The organism is Acidomonas methanolica (assembly GCF_004346035.1).
Classification (GTDB): domain Bacteria; phylum Pseudomonadota; class Alphaproteobacteria; order Acetobacterales; family Acetobacteraceae; genus Acidomonas; species Acidomonas methanolica.
Genome location: NZ_SLZN01000005.1, coordinates 67,838 through 86,391, shown reverse-complemented (window position 1 = coordinate 86,391; position 18,554 = coordinate 67,838). Strand labels below are relative to the sequence as shown.

At 67.2% G+C, this 18,554-nt stretch carries 14 protein-coding genes and 1 pseudogene; 14 read left to right on the top strand and 1 reads right to left on the bottom strand.

Features of this window, described 5'->3' with window-relative positions; genetic code table 11:
• Positions 1-57: 57 nt before the first annotated feature.
• The 14 genes and pseudogenes from EDC31_RS05830 to EDC31_RS05765 all read left to right on the top strand — a co-directional run.
• Entirely contained in the window at positions 58-1,542 is a 1,485-nt protein-coding gene (locus tag EDC31_RS05830) for an aldehyde dehydrogenase family protein (protein ID WP_042055151.1), read from the top strand.
• Entirely contained in the window at positions 1,542-2,720 is a 1,179-nt protein-coding gene (locus tag EDC31_RS05825) for an amidohydrolase (RefSeq protein WP_042055153.1), read from the top strand. Before EDC31_RS05830 ends, EDC31_RS05825 begins: the two co-directional genes overlap by 1 nt.
• Positions 2,717-3,793, top strand: coding sequence for a tartrate dehydrogenase (locus tag EDC31_RS05820; RefSeq protein WP_042055156.1), 1,077 nt, complete (start codon positions 2,717-2,719; stop codon positions 3,791-3,793). The genes EDC31_RS05825 and EDC31_RS05820 overlap by 4 nt, the downstream gene beginning before the upstream one ends.
• 228 nt (positions 3,794-4,021) lie before the next feature.
• Entirely contained in the window at positions 4,022-6,439 is a 2,418-nt protein-coding gene (locus EDC31_RS05815) for a TonB-dependent receptor plug domain-containing protein (RefSeq protein WP_042055159.1), read from the top strand.
• 154 nt (positions 6,440-6,593) lie between these two features.
• Positions 6,594-7,262 carry a haloacid dehalogenase type II gene (locus EDC31_RS05810; RefSeq protein WP_042055161.1) on the top strand — a complete coding sequence of 223 codons (669 nt, stop codon included), beginning with the start codon at positions 6,594-6,596 and terminating at the stop codon, positions 7,260-7,262.
• 72 nt (positions 7,263-7,334) lie between these two features.
• Positions 7,335-8,627: an NAD(P)/FAD-dependent oxidoreductase gene (locus EDC31_RS05805; protein ID WP_042055162.1), complete on the top strand. Its 1,293-nt coding sequence runs from the start codon at positions 7,335-7,337 to the stop codon at positions 8,625-8,627.
• 16 nt (positions 8,628-8,643) lie between these two features.
• Entirely contained in the window at positions 8,644-10,212 is a 1,569-nt protein-coding gene (locus EDC31_RS05800) for an ABC transporter substrate-binding protein (RefSeq protein ID WP_239641506.1), read from the top strand.
• Positions 10,209-11,165: an ABC transporter permease gene (locus EDC31_RS05795; protein WP_042055167.1), complete on the top strand. Its 957-nt coding sequence runs from the start codon at positions 10,209-10,211 to the stop codon at positions 11,163-11,165. The genes EDC31_RS05800 and EDC31_RS05795 overlap by 4 nt, the downstream gene beginning before the upstream one ends.
• Before the next feature lie 5 nt (positions 11,166-11,170).
• A complete protein-coding gene (locus tag EDC31_RS05790; protein ID WP_239641511.1) occupies positions 11,171-12,004 on the top strand; it encodes an ABC transporter permease in 834 nt (277 codons plus the stop codon).
• Positions 12,001-13,851, top strand: a complete 1,851-nt coding sequence (locus EDC31_RS05785; RefSeq protein ID WP_042055169.1) for an ABC transporter ATP-binding protein — start codon at positions 12,001-12,003, stop codon at positions 13,849-13,851. The genes EDC31_RS05790 and EDC31_RS05785 overlap by 4 nt, the downstream gene beginning before the upstream one ends.
• A 68-nt stretch (positions 13,852-13,919) precedes the next feature.
• Complete coding sequence (locus EDC31_RS05780; RefSeq protein WP_042055171.1) at positions 13,920-15,386, top strand: NAD-dependent succinate-semialdehyde dehydrogenase; 1,467 nt, start codon at positions 13,920-13,922, stop codon at positions 15,384-15,386.
• 6 nt (positions 15,387-15,392) lie between these two features.
• Complete coding sequence (locus EDC31_RS05775; protein ID WP_239641507.1) at positions 15,393-16,319, top strand: GNAT family N-acetyltransferase; 927 nt, start codon at positions 15,393-15,395, stop codon at positions 16,317-16,319.
• An 8-nt stretch (positions 16,320-16,327) separates the two neighbouring features.
• Entirely contained in the window at positions 16,328-17,254 is a 927-nt protein-coding gene (locus tag EDC31_RS05770) for a 2-hydroxyacid dehydrogenase (protein ID WP_042055173.1), read from the top strand.
• Between the two features lie 99 nt (positions 17,255-17,353).
• Positions 17,354-17,629, top strand: a pseudogene (locus tag EDC31_RS05765) (transposase); the annotation flags it as partial.
• Positions 17,630-17,724: 95 nt separating this feature from the next.
• Here EDC31_RS05765 and EDC31_RS05760 read toward each other — a convergent pair.
• Positions 17,725-18,495 (bottom strand): TetR/AcrR family transcriptional regulator, encoded by a 771-nt coding sequence (locus EDC31_RS05760; protein ID WP_239641508.1) that lies wholly within the window; start codon positions 18,493-18,495, stop codon positions 17,725-17,727.
• Positions 18,496-18,554: the final 59 nt, after the last annotated feature.

Here is an 18,554-nt window from a genome sequence, read left to right as displayed (position 1 = left end):
CACCCACCCTTTTGCCCGGTCGAGGCCCGCCACGGGTCATACCCCACGGAGGATGTGATGTCCGCTTCATCGTCGTTCGATCCTGCCGCGATTCCGCTGCCCGGCGGGCATTTCATCGGGGGCGAGTTGCTGCGCGGAACGGAGGCGATCGACGTTCATGCGCCATCGGACGGTGCCGTGCGCGGGCGCATTCCCGCGGGCGACGCCGATCTGGTGGACCGTGCGGTGCGCAACGCGGCACATGCGCAGCGGACGAGCGGGTGGGCGACCTGCCCGCCGCGCGACCGCGCCCGCGTCATCCGCCGCTGGGCGGATCTGGTGGAAACCCATCGCGAGGAACTGGCGCGCATCGAATCCGTCTGCTCCACGCGGCCGATCGCCGAGACCATGAGCTGGGACGTGCCCTTCACGGCCGAGGGGCTTCGCTTCTTCGCGGAATACGCGGACAAGCTGGGGGGAGAGGTCGCCGCCACCCAGAGTGACCTGCTGGGCATGACGATCGGCGAGCCATACGGCGTGGTGGGCGCGATCGCGCCGTGGAATTTCCCGCTGGTCATGGGAAGCTGGAAAGTCGCGCCGGCGCTGGTCGCGGGCAACGCGGTGGTGCTCAAGCCTTCGGAGATGACACCCTTCTCGATGGCCTGTCTCGCGCGGCTGGGCATCGAGGCCGGGCTTCCGGCCGGGCTGTTCAATGTCGTGCAGGGCACGGGCGCCGTCGCGGGGGAGGCCCTGTCGCGGCATCCGCTGTGCGGCAAGCTGACCTTCACCGGTTCGACACGGACCGGGATCGCCGTGATGACGGCGGCGGCGGAGAGCGGACCCAAGCCGGTCACGCTGGAGCTGGGCGGCAAGAGTCCCCAGATCGTGCATGACGATATCCGTTCGGTGGACGAGGTCGCGGAGCGGGTGTTCCGTGCCTTCACCGGCAATGCCGGCCAGGTCTGCGTGGCCGGATCGCGCCTGATCGTCCATCGCCGCGTCGCCGACGCCCTCGTCGAGCGCCTGCTGGTCCTGGCGGGCACCGTCGTTCCCGGCCCGACCTGGAGCGGCGACGCCCGTTACGCGCCCATCATATCCGCCCCCCAGGCCGCGCGCATCGAGGCGATCGTCGCGCGCAGCCTGGCCTCGGGCGCCGTCGCCGCCGCCCCGTTGACGCGACTGGATGTCGCGGGCGACGGATGTTTCCTCGCGCCGTCCGTGCTGACGAACGTCACGCCGCAGACCGCGGCGGTACAGGAGGAAATCTTCGGTCCCGTCCTGACCGTCCAGACCTTCGAGGACGAGGATGAGGCACTGTCTCTGGCCGCTCATCCGGCCTACGGTCTGGCCGCCGGGGTTCATACCGCCGATCTCGGACGGGCGATGCGGGCGGTCCGGGCATTGAAGGCGGGCACTGTGTGGGTCAACCGCTACGGACGCTCGGCGGATTTCGTGATCCCGACCGGCGGATTCGGCGGTTCCGGGATCGGCAAGGATCTGGGGCGGCAGGCGGTCGAGGCCAATCTGCGCCACAAGAGCGTGCTCATGGCGTTCGGAGGCTGATGCGCGTGACCCCTGTGATCGACCATCTGGTCGCGCTCCGCCGCGATCTGCACGCACATCCCGAACTGCGCTTCGAGGAGGTGCGGACCGCCGGCATCGTGGCGGACCAGCTTGCCCAATGGGGCTACCGGCCGCATCGCGGGCTTGCGAAAACGGGCGTCGTGGCCAGCCTGGATACCGGCCGCCCGGGGCCGTCGATCCTTCTGCGCGCCGATATGGACGCGCTGCCGGTCACCGAGCGCGCGGAGCACGACCATGTCTCGCGCCATGCGGGACGGATGCATGCCTGCGGCCATGACGGCCATACCGTCATGCTGCTGGGGGCAGCCGCCGAACTGGCCGCACGGCCCCCCGCGCGCGGCCGGGTCCATTTCGTCTTTCAGCCCGCCGAGGAAGGCGGGGCGGGCGCGGATGTCATGATTCGCGAAGGCCTGTTCGACCTGTTTCCGTCCCAGCGCTGCTTCGGCCTGCATAACTGGCCCGGCCTGGCCGTCGGCCGCTTCGGGGTGCGGGCCGGACCCATCATGGCGGGCGGCTGGCGTTTTTCCGCCACGGTGAGCGGCCGGGGCGCCCATGCGGCCCAGCCTCATCGCGCCATCGACCCTGTGGTGGCCGGCGCCGCCTTCGTGCAGGCCGCGCAGCATCTGGTCGCCCGCCGCACCGATCCGCTGGTGCCCGCCGTCGTGTCGATCTGCATGTTTCACGCCGGCAGCACCGACAACATCCTGCCCGACCGCGCCGAGATCGCGGGGACACTCCGCGCCCTGGCCCCCGGGGCGCTGGAGGCGCTGAAGGAGGGGCTGCGCGAGGTGGCCGAGGGCACGGAGCGCGCGTTCGGCGTCCGGATCGCACTCCTGTTTCACAGCCCCTATCCTGTCACGGTCAATTCTCCCGCCGAGACCGCGCTCGCCGGTGCGGTCATGACGGGGCTGGACGCCTCGACGGACGAGGCGCCGGCCGACCTCGATCTTCCGCCAAGCCTGGCGTCCGAAGATTTCGGTTTCATGCTGGAGCGGCGCCCTGGCGCCTATGCGATGATCGGCAATGGTCCGTCGGCGCCGCTGCATGCGCCGGATTACGATTTCAACGACCGGATCATTCCCCGCGGCATCGCCTATTGGGCGGCGCTGGCCCGCCATTGCCTCTCCGAGGCGCAACAGAAGGATACCCATGAATGACCAGGCATCGCATCGCCGTTCTTCCCGGTGACGGAATCGGTCGGGAAGTCATGCCCGAGGCCCTGAAGATTCTGGGCCGCATCGGGGACATCTTCGACATGAAATTCGAGTTCTCGCCGTTCGACTGGAGTTGCGAGACCTGGCTCGCCACCGGCCGCATGATGCCGCCGGACGGCATGCAGCGCCTGTCGCAGCACGATGCGATCCTGCTTGGCGCCGTGGGCTATCCCAGCGTGCCGGATCATATCTCGCTGTGGGGCATGCTGATCCCGATCCGCCGGGACTTCGACCAATACGTCAATCTGCGCCCCGTTCGCCTGTTGCCGGGAATTCCATGCCCGCTGGCCGGACGCGGTCCCGGCGATATCGATTTCTGGATCGTGCGCGAGAACACCGAAGGCGAATACTCGCAGATCGGCGGCCGTTTCGCCGAGGGCAGCGCGGCGGAAGGTGTCGCGCAGACCGCGATCTTCACGCGTCGCGGCACGGATCGCATCATGCGCTATGCCTTCGATCTCGCGAGCCGGCTGGACCGCCCGCATGTCTCGTCGGCCACAAAGTCGAATGGCCTGTTCCATTCCATGCCCTACTGGGACGAGCGGTTCGCGAAAATGGCCGCCGAATACCCGCAGGTGCGCACCGACGTTCACCATATCGACATCCTCGCCGCGCGTTTCGTCATGAATCCGGATCGTTTCGATATCGTCGTGGGAAGCAATCTGTTCGGCGATATCCTGTCCGATCTGGGACCGGGCGTGACAGGGACGATCGCGGTCGCGCCGTCGGCGAACATCAATCCCGAAAAACGTTTCCCGTCCATGTTCGAACCCGTCCACGGCTCCGCGCCGGACATCGCGGGCCGCAACATCGCGAACCCGATCGGCCAGATCTGGGCGGCCTCGATGATGCTCGACCATCTGGGCGAGAGCGAGGCCGCGGCCCTGGTGCTGTGCGCCATCGAATGCGTGACGGCGGACCCGTCCGCGGCCGTGCGCACCGCGGATATCGGCGGCCATGCCTCCACGTCGGCGTGCGGCGATGCGATCGTAGCGGCGCTCGATCGCATCGCCTGAGGCCGCTCCGGCGCGATTCGGGAGGTCGACTTCTCCCGAATCCCCGTTTCCAACCGCAGCTTCTTCTTCATCTCGATGCGAAATCGACACGATGTGTCGCTCGTTCTGTGTCCATAATAATCCGGTCAGCGGCCATGAATATGGGCGGTGCGATGACCTGCAAGGCCGACCCCGGAGCCGGCGTACGCAGCACACGATTTTTTCAATCATGCAGCAAGGAGCGGGAAATTGCGCCGAACAACCATCCTTCTTTCCGCCACGACGGCGCTGGCAACGATGGCGGCCTTCGCGGCGCCGGCCCGCTCCCTGGCGCAATCGGCGACGGCTTCCGCCGCGATCCGCGCGGTCACCCCCCAGCGGACGCCGCGCGCCGTCGATGCGGACCGCGACGAACAGGTGATCGTCACCGGCACCCGCGATCCGCATCAGACCGCGCGCAGCAGCGTCAGCCCTATTCAGGTCGTAACATCGGCGCAGCTTGCCGCCACTGGCCAGGCCGACATTCGCGACGCGCTGATCCAGCTGGCTCCGTCCGTCGCGCGGTCCATCCGCGTGAATGGCAGCGCGAACATGACCGACGCCATCAGCCTGCGCGGCCTGACCCCGAACCAGACCCTGATCCTGGTGAATGGAAAGCGGCGGCACACGACGGCGGTCCTGTCGAACAATGCCGGTCCCCAGCAGGGTACGACGCCCGTCGACATCGACATGATCCCGGTTTCCGCCGTCGATCACATCGAAATCCTGCAAGATGGCGCGGCGGCGCAATATGGCTCGGACGCGATCGCCGGCGTGGTCAACATCATTCTCAAGCACGACACGCATGGACTGGCGGCGCAGGCGATCAATGGCGGGCGTTACGCCGGGGACGGATTTACGTCGGGCGAATCGCTCAACTGGGGAACATCCCTCTACGGACGGGGATTTTTCGACCTGAACGCCGAGTATAAATATCAGGACCACACGTTCCGCGCCACGCCCGACAGCCGCACGGGCCGTTACGATTTCATGGATATCGGCGATCCGCGCCAGGAGCGCGAGACGATCGGCTACAACATGGAATATGCGATCACGGACGCGGTGAAGCTGTATTCCTTTGCGACCTACGGGCATCGGAACGGCGAAAGCTATCAGGATTATCGCGTCCCGACGCCGAGCCTGCCGATGTATCCCTATGGCTTCTCCCCGCAGGAGACCATTGACGAGAACGATTACAGCGTGACGATCGGCTTCAAGGGGCGCAAATTCAACTGGGACTGGGATATCAGCACGACCTATGGCGGCGATTCCGAGCGCATGGGCCTGTTCGACAGCATCAACACGTCGATGCTCCAGAATTTCGGGTATTCCCCCACGCGCTTTCACCTGTTTTCCTTTGCCAATACCCAGTGGACGAACGACGCCGCCGTGCGGCGCGCCTTCAACGTGCCCCTGCTGGCTGCCCCCCTCAATCTCGCGCTCGGCGCGCAATATCGCTACGACAGCTACCATATCGGGGCGGGGGACATGGGATCGTGGTACGGCACGGGCGCGTCGGCCTTCCACGGCCTGAGTCCCGCCAATGCCAGCGACAGCAATCGCGACGTGACCGCCGGTTATATCGACGTCTCCACCCGGCTTCTCCCGAAATGGCAGATCGACCTGGCGGGACGTTTCGAGCATTATACCGATGCGGGCGACACCGAGACCGGCAAGGTCTCCTCGCGCTACGACGTGAACCGCTATTTCGGCCTGCGCGGCACGGTCGCCAGCGGCTTCCGTGCCCCGACCCTGGCGGAAGAGCATTGGTCGAACATGTCCGTGTCACCCACGGCGGCCGCCGGCTATATCCCCGTCAACTCGGCGGGCGCGCAACTGCTGGGCGCGAAGCCGCTGAAGCCCGAGCGTTCGACGAGCTTCAGCGCCGGTTTCGTCGTCAATCCGATCACGGCGCTGCATGTCACCGTGGACGCCTATCAGATCGATCTGCGCGACAGGATCATGGCGGCCGGCGTCTATAACGGCACGCGCGCCATCGAGGCGCTGGAGATGAACGGCTTCGACATTCCGTCCGGGATTTCGCCGACGGCGGTCACGGCGCAATATTATGCCAATGCCGCCAGCACGCGCACGCGCGGCCTCGATATCACCGCGAACTACCTCACGCGCCTGGGACGGTTCGGACGCATCAACTGGGACCTGGCGGCCAATTTCAACCAGACCAATATCCGTCATGTGGGCGAGGACGGAAACGGCAACTCCCTGCTCAACCAGCAGCAGCGGGCTTACATCACGAGCTACACGCCGCGCAACCGCGTCATCTTCGGCGGCGTATGGCGCCATGGCAATCTGGATTTCAACCTCCATGAAATCCGCTATGGACGCGCGACGTCGGAACTGTCGTACTATACCGGCCCCTATGCCTACTCGAACACGCAGTTCATGCGGTTCGTCAACACCCCGCGTTATGAGACCAATCTTGTCCTTGGCTATCAGGTCACGCCACGGTGGCGCGTGGCTCTGGGCGCGAACAATGTCGGCAATGCCAAGCAAAGGAAGATCCCTGAGCAATTCCGTTATCTTGGCGCCTATGCCTACGACGTGAACATCGAACAGATCGGGTACAATGGCGGGTTTTACTATTTTCAGGTCAATCTCAAGCTCTGAGGCCGCGGGGGCGTCCGCCGCGCCCTGTGGCACGGAATGCCGCCAGTCTTTCCCAATTCGGCACATTCTGTTCCGGCTTTGGCAAAAACCGACGTAGCCTCGCCCGGAACCCATGGTCTACTACCCACCACGCCGCAGAAGGTTCTGATCAGCCATGTCTCTTTTCAAACCGAAATTCGTTACGTTCGACTGCTACGGCACCCTGGTCAATTTCGCGATGGGGCCCACGGCGCGCCGGCTTTTCGCCGATCTCGTCCCGGCCGCCGGCATGGACCAGTTCGTCGCCGATTTCGCGGGCTATCGGCTCGACGAAGTGCTGGGCGAGTGGAAACCCTATCGCAACGTGGTGCTGAATGCCGTCGAACGCACCTGCCGACGGTGGAACATCGCGTTCGACGTCGCGCTGGCCAACCAGTTCTATGACGCGGTGCCAAGCTGGGGGCCGTGGCCGGACGTCCGCGAGCCTCTGGCCCGCGTCGCGAAGGAATTTCCGCTGGTGATCCTGTCGAACGCCATGAACTCGCAGATTCATTCCAATGTGGCGAATATCGGCGTGCCGTTCCACCGTGTCCTGACGGCCGAGGACGCCCGCGCCTACAAGCCGCGGATGCGAGCCTTCGAATACATGTTCGACTCGCTTGGGTGTGGGCCGGAAGACATCCTGCATGTCTCCTCCTCGTTGCGCTACGACCTGATGCCGGCGCGCGACCTGGGCGTGAAGAACAAGGTGTTCGTCGCCCGTGGCCACGAACCCTCCACGCCGGAATATGGCTATACCGAGATTCGCGATATCGGCGGCCTGCCGGGCGTGCTTGGGCTGTAGAAAGGCAGGGGCCTTGGCCTTTGGGCATCGTCCGCCCCGAAGGCGGCGAGCTCTGGCGACGGGAAAAGACGCATGAAGCCGGACAGCTACTGGCCAGACAGCTACTGGATCGACACCGCGCCCGCCTTTGACGGCGGCGTTCGTGGGCCCGTTCCGGCCCGGGCGGACGCGGTCGTGATCGGAGGCGGCTATACCGGGCTTGCGGCCGCGCGCGCCCTGGCGCTGGCGGGCGCCCGGGTCGTGGTGCTGGAGGCCGGTCGCGCGGTCCAGGCGGCGTCGGGCCGCAATGGCGGGCAGTGCAATAATGGACTGGCCCAGGATTTCGGGTCCATGGCCGGCGCGTACGGGCTGGATCGGGCCCGCGCCTTCTACCGCGATTTCGACGCGGCCGTGACCAGTGTCGAGACCCTGGTCCGCGACGAGGGCATCGATTGCGACTTTCGGCGCGGTGGCAAGCTGAAGCTGGCGGTCAAGCCCGCCCATGTGGCCAAGCTGGAAACCAGCGCCGAACTGCTGCGCCGGGAGGTGGACGCCGACGTCGTGTTTCTCGATGCGGCGGAAACGCGGCGCGAGGTTGCTTCGGAGGCTTTTCATGGCGCGTTGCTGTTCCGGCGCAGCGCCTCGATGCATGTCGGGCGCTTCGGCGTCGGTCTGGCCAATGCCGCGACACGGCGGGGCGCGCAGGTCTTTGAACATGCCTTCGTCAGCCGGCTCGAACATCGCGGCGGCTCGCGCTTCCGCGTGACCTCGACGCGCGGCGTGGTGGAGGCGGATCGGGTGCTGATCGCCACCGGCGCTTCGGAAAAAGGGCCTTTCGGCTGGTTCCGGCGACGGATCGTGCCGATCGGCAGCTTCATCATCGCCACGGAACCGCTGCCGGGCGACCTGCGGCAGCGCCTCCTTCCGGGCGCGCGCACCTGCACGACCACGCGGCTGATCGGCAATTTCTTCCGCGCCACACCGGACGAACGGCTGATCTTCGGCGGGCGCGCCCGTTTCGCGCTGCCCGGCCCGCGCGACGACGTGAAGAGCGGCGTCGTGCTCCGGCGCGCCATGGCGGGGATGTTCCCCGAACTCGCGCAGACGCCCATTGCCTATTGCTGGGGCGGGGTCGTGGACATGTCCGCCGACCGCCTGCCCCATGCCGGACAGCATGGCGGCCTGTTCTTCGCGACGGGCTTCAGCGGCCACGGCACGCAGATGTCCGTGCATCTGGGCGCGGCCATGGCGGATGTCATGCTCGGCACGCGCTCGGATGTCGTCTGGGACCAGGGAACGTGGCCGGCCATACGGGGGCATTATGGCAAGCCCTGGTTCCTGCCCGCGGTCGGAGCCTGGTACCGGATCAAGGACGCGCTCTCGTGACGGGGGGCGGCTGACCGTGCCTGCCTCCTTGCAGGACATGTCCCTGTCCCGCCGGGCCGCCCTGGGGTTCGGCCTCGGCGGCGCGGGTATCCTCGCGGCCGGACCCCGCGCAGGGGCGCAAACGCCGGACACACCCCGGCGTGGCGGTCATTTGCGTCTTGCCGGCTTCGCCGGGTCGACCGCCGATACGCTGGACCCCGCGCGGATGTCGGCGGTGAATGATTTCGTGCGGGGGAAATCGTTCTATGACGGGCTCGTGGCTCTGGATGACACGATGGCCCCGCGTCCCGGGCTGGCGGAACGTCTGGACACCGACGATTTCCGGACATGGCACATCACGCTGCGCCGGGATGTATGCTTTCATGACGGTGCGCCGCTGACGGCGTCGGACGTCGTGTATTCCCTGAATCGGCACAAGGACCCGGCCATCGCCTCCCACCAGCGGATCGTGGCGATGGAGATGCGGGACATCCGCGCAACCGGGCCTCTGACGGTCGAAATCGGGCTGGTGGGGCCGAATGTCGATTTCCCCGCGATTCTCGGAATGGATAATTTCGCGATCATCCGTGATGGAACGAAGGATTTTTCGACGGCGAACGGCACGGGGCCCTTCATCTGCACCGGCTTCCAGCCCGGCATCCGGACCACCGGGCGGCGCAACCCCGAGTATTGGGGGCAGCCCGCGTGGCTCGAGACGATCGACCTGATCGCGATTTCCGACGACATGGCGCGCCATGATGCCCTGCTGTCCGGCGACGTGGACATCATCGCCTCGGCCAATCCCCGTCTCGTCCGGCTGCTGCGCGCGCGGCGATTCGGGATCATGGAAAGCCCCGTCGGGACCTATACGGATCTGGCCATCCGGCTGGACCAGTCCCCGGGCCACAGCGCCGATTTCGTCATGGGCATGAAATATCTGTTCAATCGCGAACAGGTCCGCGATTCCGTGTTTCTCGGTTTCGCGCGCATCGCCAACGACCATCCGATTCCGCCGGAAGACCCTTATTTCGCCGCCGACCTGCCGCAACGGGTCTATGACCCGGACCGGGCGCGTTTCCACCTGAAACGCGCCGGGCTCGGCAGTGGCGAACTGGCGCTGTTCTGCTCGCCGGCCGCGCTGGCCTCGGTGGATATCGCGGTGCTGCTGCAATATGCGGCCCAGCGTGCCGCGGGGCTCGATCTGGGCATTCGCCGCATGCCGGTGGACGGCTACTGGAGCCAGTACTGGATGAGAACGCCGATGAGTTTCGGCAACACGAACGCGCGTCCCTCCGTCGACATGACCTTTGCGCTGAGTTTCTTCTCCCGCGCCACGATGAATGAATCGCGCTGGCGGAATCCGCGTTTCGACGCGCTGCTGCTCCAGGCGCGCGGCGAGCGCGACGACGCGGTGCGCAGGCGCATCTATCACGACATGCAGGCCATGGTGCGCGACGGTTCCGGCGTCTGCATCCCGGCCTTTACCACCAGTCTGGACGCGTTCGATCCGAAGGTGCGGGGGCTCCGGCCGAACCGGGCGGGGCAATTGATGGGATATGGCTTCACCCGGTGGGTGTGGCTGGACGGCGGCGGCGTGTCTCCATGAGGCGAGATGTGGGACGGCTGATCCTCAACCGCCTGGCGGCCTCGGCCTTTTCCCTGGCCTTCGTCGTCGTGACGATCTTCGCGATCACCGCGGCGCTGCCGGGCGATGTGGCGGATACGCTGCTGGGCCAGTCGGCCACGCGGGAGGCGACGGCCGCGCTGCGCCACGCCATGGGCCTGGACCAGCCGGCATGGGTACGGTTCGGACGCTGGGTGTGGGGGATGCTGCATGCCGATCCCGGCCGGTCGCTGATGACCGGCCGCCCCGTCGCGGAGCTGGTGGGGCCCCGGCTATACAATTCATTGCTGCTGGCCGCGGCGACGGCGGCGGTGTCGGTCCCCGTGTCGCTGGTTCTGGGCCTTGCCTGCACCATGGCGCGCGGAACGCTGTTCGACCGGGTGGTGACGCTGCTGATGCTGGGCACCGTGTCCGTCCCGGTATTCCTGATCGCGACCGTCGCGGTGTTCGTGTTCGCGGTTCAGTTCCACGTCGCCCCGGCGCTGGCCGACATCAATGCGGTCCATTCGCCGCTACAGTTCATCCGCGTCTTCCTCATGCCCGTGGTGGCGCTGGCGGGAGCGACGACGGCGCAGATGAGCCGCATGATCCGCGCCTGCCTGATCGACGTGTTTTCCGCGCCGTGGATCGAGATGGCCGTCCTGAAAGGCGTGGCCCCGGTCCGGATCGTGCTGTTCCACGCCCTGCCGAACGCCATAGGATCGGTCGTGAATGCGATCGCGCTCAGCCTGTCGTCGCTGCTGGGGGGTGTCGTGGTGGTGGAAACGGTGTTCAACTATCCCGGCATGGCGGGGCTCATGGTGGATTCCGTCGCGGCGCGCGACGTGCCGGTGGTCCAGTGCTGCGCGCTGATTTTCTGCGTGGCCTACCTGTCGCTGACGACGCTGGCCGACATCGTGGCGGCGGCCTCCACCATGCGGGGACGCGCGCATTGACCGCCATGGGCATGTCCCTGGCGGGCGCGGCGCGGCGCGGGGCCGCCTTTGCCGCTCGGCTGGCGCCCGGGCCACGCCGCGCGCTGGCGCTTCTGGCCTTCTGGTTCGTCATCGCGATCGTGGGGCCGCTGCTTGCCCCGCACGCGCCGGGCGAGATCGTCGATCGCGACGTCTTTGCCGGCTTTTCCGCCCGCCACTGGCTCGGCACGGATTATCTGGGGCGCGACCTGGGCAGCCGGCTGCTCTGGGCGGTGCGCTATACCGTGTTGATCTGCACCCTTTCGACGCTGCTGTCCTGCGGATTCGGCATCATGCTCGGCATCGCCGCGACGGCGATGTCCGTGTGGGTGGAACGTGTGCTGGGGCGTCTGATGGACGGCCTGCTGTCGATCCCGAGCCTCCTTTTTGCCCTGCTGGTCATCGCGGCGGCCGGCGAGTCCGTTCCCGCACTGATCCTGACGATGGGCGTGATCTACATGCCCGGGTCGTACCGGACCAGCCGCGCCCTGGCGCTGCGGATCGCGCAGGCGGATTATGTCATGGCGGCTCTGGCGCGCGGTGAGGGTCGGATTTTCGTCATCCTGCGCGAGATCCTGCCGAACATGACCGGGCCGCTGCTGTCCGATATCGGCCTGCGCTTCGTCTATGCCGTGCTGCTGCTCAGCAATCTCAGCTTCCTGGGTCTCGGGGTGCAGCCGCCGCTGGTCGATCTGGGGTCGCTGGTGCGCGAGAACGTGCTGGGCATGGTCTATGGCGCGCCGGCGGTCGTGGTGCCGACCATCGTCCTGGCCCTGCTGACGGTCGGCCTCAATTTCGCGCTGGATCGGCAACGGCCATGACGCACATGATTTCGGTCCGTGGCCTGCATGTGGTGGGACGACGCGGGGACGGCGGCGAGGTGCCGATCGTGCGCGATGTCAGTCTGGAGGCCAGACGGGGCGAGGTGCTGGCCCTGGTGGGGGAATCCGGTTCGGGCAAGACCACGATCGCCCTCGCGCTGATGGGTTATGCCCGCGCCGGATGCCGCATTTCTGGCGGCGCGATCGCGGTGGCCGGCCATCGGGTGGACCAGATGGACGCCGGCGAACTAAGGAGCTTCAGGGGGCGGACGATCAGCTACGTGGCGCAGAACGCGGGTTCGGCCTTCAATCCCGCGCTGACCCTGCATCAGCAGGTGATCGAGCCCGCGCTGGCCCACTGGGTGCTGCCGCGCCGTGACGCGGAACGCCGCGCGATCGAATTGTTCCGGGCGATGGCCCTGCCGCACCCCGAGACCATCGGCGCGCGCTATCCGCATCAATTGTCCGGCGGGCAGCTCCAGCGTCTGATGGCGGCGATGGCGTTGATCACGGAACCCGAAGTGGTGGTGTTCGACGAGCCGACCACGGCCCTGGACGTGACGACGCAGATCGAGGTCCTGGAGGCTTTTCGGACCGTGCTGGTTCATCGCGGCATCACCGGGATTTACGTCACGCATGACCTCGCCGTCGTGGCGCAGGTCGCGGATCGTGCCGTCGTGCTGCGCCACGGGGCGGTGTGCGAAAGCGGCGACACACCCGAGGTGCTGGCCCGTCCGCGCACGCCCTATACGCGTGAACTGGTTGCGGCGTGCCACCTGCCGGTGCGTCCCAAGGGGCTCGATCCGGCGGTCGATGCGGCGTCTGGCACGGCGCCCGAGCCGGTGCTCACCCTTTCCGATATCGTCGTGGGCTATGGACGCGTGGATGCGAATGGGCTGCCGGCGCACCGGATTCTGGACGGAATCGACCTGTCCGTCACGCGCGGACGCACCCTGGGCATCATCGGGGAATCGGGATGCGGCAAGAGCACGCTGGCGCGCGCCAGCGCGGGCCTTCAACCTCCGGCGGCCGGCACGGTGCGGTTTCGTGGGGAGACCCTGGCCGGCCGCGTGGCGCGGCGCACGCCCGAACAGCGACGCCGCGTGCAGATCGTGGCGCAGAATGCCGATCTCGTGCTCAATCCCGCCTGGACCGTGGGCGCCATTCTGGAGCGCGTGCTGCGCTTTTTCCATAATCTGCGCGGCGCCGTCGCCCGGGCGGAAGCGTTGCGGCTGCTGGACATCGTGCAATTGCCGCATGCCGTGTTCGACCGCCGGCCGCCGGAACTGTCGGGAGGGCAGAAGCAGCGGGTCAATTTTGCGCGTGCCCTGGCGGCGCGGCCCGAGCTGGTGCTGTGCGACGAGATCACGGCGGCGCTGGACCCCGTGGTGGCGGCGGCGATCCTGACGCTGATGTCGGATCTTCAGGAAACGCTTGGCCTGTCCTGCATCTTCATCACCCACGATCTCCATGCGCTGCGGGCGGTGTGTGACCGGGTGGCCGTCCTGCTGGGCGGCCATGTGGTGGAACAGTGCGACGCCGCCGCCCTGATGCGCGGCGCACACCATCCTTATACCCGCCTTCTGGTGTCCTCCGTCCCCGAGATGCGCCCGGGATGGCTTGATGAGGTCGTGGCGCAGCGAAGCGCGGCGGCAGCGCCGTTCGTCCCGACGGCGGTCGGGGAGGGCTGCCCGTTCGTGTCGCGCTGCGTGACGCGGATCGCAGGCGTGTGCGAGCGCGTCCGCCCGCCGGTCGTCGCCACCGCGGATGGCGGCCGGATCGCGTGCCATCTTCCCCCCGGCGACCTTCCGGTGCTGGCGCCGGGCAATTCCACGATCGACGCATGATATCCACATCGCTATCGGGCCGCCCCCACGATCCGCCGGCAGGCGACCTTTTCACGGAGATGAACCGCATGACCGCCTTGCACCTGAATGACCCGGACCTGTTCCGCCAGCGGGCCTTCGTGGCCGGCGCGTGGGTCGATGCCGCCGACGGCCGCGCGATCGAGGTGGACGATCCCGCCACGGGCGACATCATCGGCCATGTGCCGGCCTGCGGCACCGCCGAGACCCGCGCCGCGATCGACGCCGCCGCTCGCGCCCAGGCGGAGTGGAAGCGTCGCGTGCCTGCCGAACGCGCGGCCGTGCTGATGGCTTGGCACGATCTGATGCTGGAACATGGCGACGACCTGGCGCGGATCATGACCGTCGAGCAGGGCAAGGTTCTGAGCGAGGCGCTGGGCGAGGTGCGCTATGCCGCGTCGTTCTTCAAATGGTTCGCCGAGGAAGCACGGCGCGTCGATGGGGCCGTCCTGCCCGCGCCCACGCGCGACCGCCGCATCCTGGTGCTGAAGGAGCCCGTGGGGGTGAGTGCGGCGATTACGCCGTGGAATTTCCCCCTGGCCATGATCACCCGCAAATGCGCCCCGGCCCTGGCGGCGGGATGCAGCATGGTCATCAAGCCCTCCGATCTCACGCCGTTTTCCGCCCTTGCCGTGGCGCGGCTGGGCGAGCGCGCCGGCGTGCCCGCGGGGCTGATCAGCGTCGTCACCGGCATGCCGGACGCCATCGGCGCGGAACTGACCGCCAACCCGATCGTGCGCAAGCTGTCCTTTACCGGCTCGACCCGCGTGGGGGCGATCCTGATGAAGCAATCGGCCGATACCATCAAGCGCCTGAGCCTCGAACTCGGCGGCAACGCGCCGTTCCTCGTGTTCGACGACGCGGCGTGCGACCTGGCGGTGCAGGGCGCGATGGCCAGCAAGTTCCGCAATGCCGGGCAGACCTGCATCTGCGCCAACCGGGTGCTGGTCCAGTCCGGCATCCATGACCGGTTCGTCGCGCAGTTGCTCGAGGCCGTGGCGGCGCTGCGGGTCGGGCCCGGCCTCGACCCCGCCTCGACGCTGGGGCCGCTGATCAACGATGCCGCCGTCGCCAAGGTGCGCGCGCATGTGGAGGACGCGCTGGCACAGGGGGCGCAGTATGCCTCCGCGCCGTTGCGCGTCGAGGGGCGTTTCGTCAGCCCCGTGGTCCTGACCGGCGTGACGGCGGACATGCGGATCGCGCGGGAGGAAACCTTCGGCCCCGTCCTGCCGGTCTTCCGCTTCGAGACGGAGGCCGAGGCCGTGCGCCTCGCCAACGCCACGCCGTTCGGGCTGGCCGGCTATTTCTTCACCACCAGCCTCGACCGCGCCTGGCGGGTGGGGGAGGCGCTGGAATTCGGCATGGTCGGGCTGAATACCGGGGCGATCTCGATGGAATCGGCACCGTTCGGCGGGGTCAAGCAATCGGGCCTGGGTCGGGAAGGCGGTCATCCCGGACTGGACGAGTTCCTCGAAATCAAGAGTTTTCATATGGGCGGCCTCAGCGATGAGGGATGACGCCTCGTGACCGTTTCCGATACCGTCCTGAACCGCCGGAACGCCGCCATGCCCGAGGGGACCGACATGACCGCCACAGACAGCCCTTCCGCGATCATTCTCCGCGCCATGGAGGACCGCGACATCGACGCCGCCAGCGGACTGTCGAAGGCGCTGGGCTGGCCGCACCGGAGCGAGGACTGGCACTTCCTGCTGGGAGCCGGCCAGGGACTCGTCGCCGTGACCCCCGCTGGGGAACTGGTGGGCACGACCCTGTGGTGGAGTTTCGGCACGCGCGATGCGCCGGTGGGGATGGTGATCGTCGCCGGCGCCTGGCAGGGTCACGGGATCGGGCGTCGCCTGATGACAGGGGCGCGCGCGGCGCTGCCCGGGCGCACGCTGCATCTCAATGCCACGCCGGGCGGTGTGCCGCTTTATGAGAAGCTCGGGTTCCGCCCGTGCGGCCTTGTCGAGCAGCGTCAGGCCATCGCCGTGACCCAGCCGCTGATCCCGCTGCCCGACGGCATGCGCCTGCGGCCGGCGGGTGGAAACGATCTGACGGCGATCGCGGCACTCGATCGTGCGGCGAACGGCATGGAGCGCGCCGCCCTGCTGCGTGCCCTTCTGAGCGTCGGCAAGGGCATCGTCGTGGATGCTGGCGGGGCGATCATGGGGTATTCGATCTGCCGCGCTTTTGGCTGGGGCAAGGTGGTCGGCCCTGTGATCGCCACCGCGGAGCCGTTCGCCGCGGCGATGATCGCGCACTGGATCGGCAGTTGCGCCGGGCAGTTCACGCGGCTCGACATACCGGCCGCGTGCGGCTTGGGCGCATGGCTGGACGAGGTCGGATTGCCAAGAGTCGACACGGTCACGACGATGCGCACCGCGAACGCTGACGAGCCAGCACGGGAGGCGGCGACGACCTTCGCCCTCGGCAGCCAGGCTCTGGGATAGGAACCGCCATGTCCTTCGTCATCAAATCCACGGCGGAACGCGCCGAGATCTGGTCCGCGCTGTTCGCCGCGCACCTGCCGGACGAAAAAATCGAGATCTGGCCCGACATCGCCGATCCCGAGGCGGTCGAATTCCTGGCCGCCTGGGTGCCGCCCCCGGATCTCGGACGGATTTTTCCTAACCTGAAGGTGCTGTTCTCGGTGGGCGCGGGCGTGGATCAGCTCGACCTGTCCGGAGTCCCGGACCATGTGCAGGTCGTGCGCATGATCGAGTCCGGCCTGACCGACGGCATGGTGGATTATGTGCGGTTCTCGGTTCTCGCCCTGCATCGCGGCATGCTGCGCTACGTGGCGCAGCAGCGCGAACAGGTGTGGCAGGCGCATGCCTACCGACCGGCATCGACGCTGACGGTGGGCGTGATGGGGCTCGGGCAACTCGGCCTGCCCGTGCTTCAGGCCATCCGGGCGCTGGGCTATGGTTGTCAGGGCTGGGCCCGGAGCCGGCGGGACATCGCTGGGGTCCGGACCTTCGCGGGGCCCGACGAACGCGATGCGTTCCTGGCGGGAACGGACATTCTGGTCTGCCTCCTGCCGCTGACGGCCGAGACGGCGGGGTTGCTCGCGCGGCCACTTTTCGCGCGCCTTCCGCGCGGGGCGGCCCTGGTTCACTGCGGACGCGGCCGGCAACTGGTGCTGGACGACCTGATGGCGGCCCTGGACGAGGGTATGCTCGGCGGCGCCATCGTGGACGTCACCGATCCCGAACCGCTTCCGGCTGGTCATGCGCTGTGGAGCCGCCCGGACGTCCTGATCACACCCCACACGGCCAGCATTACGCAGGCGGATACCGGCGGCAGGTCGATCGTGGAAAACGTGAAACGATATCGCACGGGAGAACCGCTGATCGGTCTGGTCGATCGGACGATCGGCTACTGATTTTATCATCCACAGGTATCGGCGACGCCGCGATCACGTCCGCCGCCGCCGCTGGCTTGCCGGCCGGCATCTGGCCCCGATCGCGGCCTAAAGGTTGGATTGAGCGGTCTTGGTGATCAGCTTTAAGCCTTTTCCCGGACTGTGGATTGTGAAGTGTTCCGCCCTGATCTGGACAAGGCACTGGCGTATTCGGATGGGAGCAAAGGCGGGCGTCCGCCGTTTGATCCGGTGCTGATGTTCAAGGTCCTGGTGATCCAGACGCTGAACAATCTCTCCGACGAGCGGAGGGACTATCTGATCAACGACCGCCTATCCTTCATGCGTTTTCTGGGATTAGGGCTGTCGGACCGCATGCCGGATGCCAAAACGGTCTGGCTGTGAGAAAGCGGATTTGCGTGCAGGGCGTATTCCCAAAGAGTGGCAGGACAAGTCAGCCAAACTGTCCCACAAGGACAATCACTCCAGATCCTTCAGTTCATGACCGCGGCGCGGCTTTTGCGGGGGGAGGCTGGCCGGCCGCGGCTGCGGGAGGCACCGGGGGCGTCGTCCGACGACTTGCCCGGGGGGCTGGTCGCGTCGGTCTCGGACTGGGTATGCCGGAAGATGTCGAAGATCTGCCGGGCGATCTCTTCGCGGGACAGACGGCCCGGGTGGTACCAGTCATTGGCCGTATTCAGGACGCGCAGGAGGATGATGCGGTAAACGTCCCGGTCGATCGTCGGCGGCAGCGGCAGATCCTCGACGATATTGCGGAAGATCGCTTCGAACTCGTCGCGCTTCTTGATGAGGGCGTTGCGCACCTCCGGGGGTACCGAGCGGATGGTGTTCATCAGCGGCAGCGTGAGCGAACTCGGGCTGAGCTGGATGTCCAGCAGCTCCCGGCAGGCTGCCTCGAGGCGCGCCCAGGGCGAGGTGTGCGGCGCCAGGGCGGAGAAGATCCGGCTCGCCGCCGCGTCCAGCGCGCGGTTGTGGATTTCCACGAAGAGCGTCTCTTTCGAGCGGATATGGTAATAAAGCGAGCCCGCCATCATGCCCAGTTCCTCGGCGATCTGGCGGATGGAGGTCGCCTTGTAGCCGCGCGTGGCGAAAAGCTGGGCGGCGACCTCGAGGATTTCCTGACGGCGGGCCGCCTGGGTGGTGTTCTCCGATGCGCTCCGGGGTTCGGAGCGTGCGGGCGAGGTGCGGGAGGCGGGCGGGCGCGGCATGATGTTGGGGTGTTCCGGGCAGAAAGGTGTCGACACGATGCTTCATACGAGCGTTCGATTCCAGTCTAGAGCCGGAAAGCGGCAAAGCCCATATG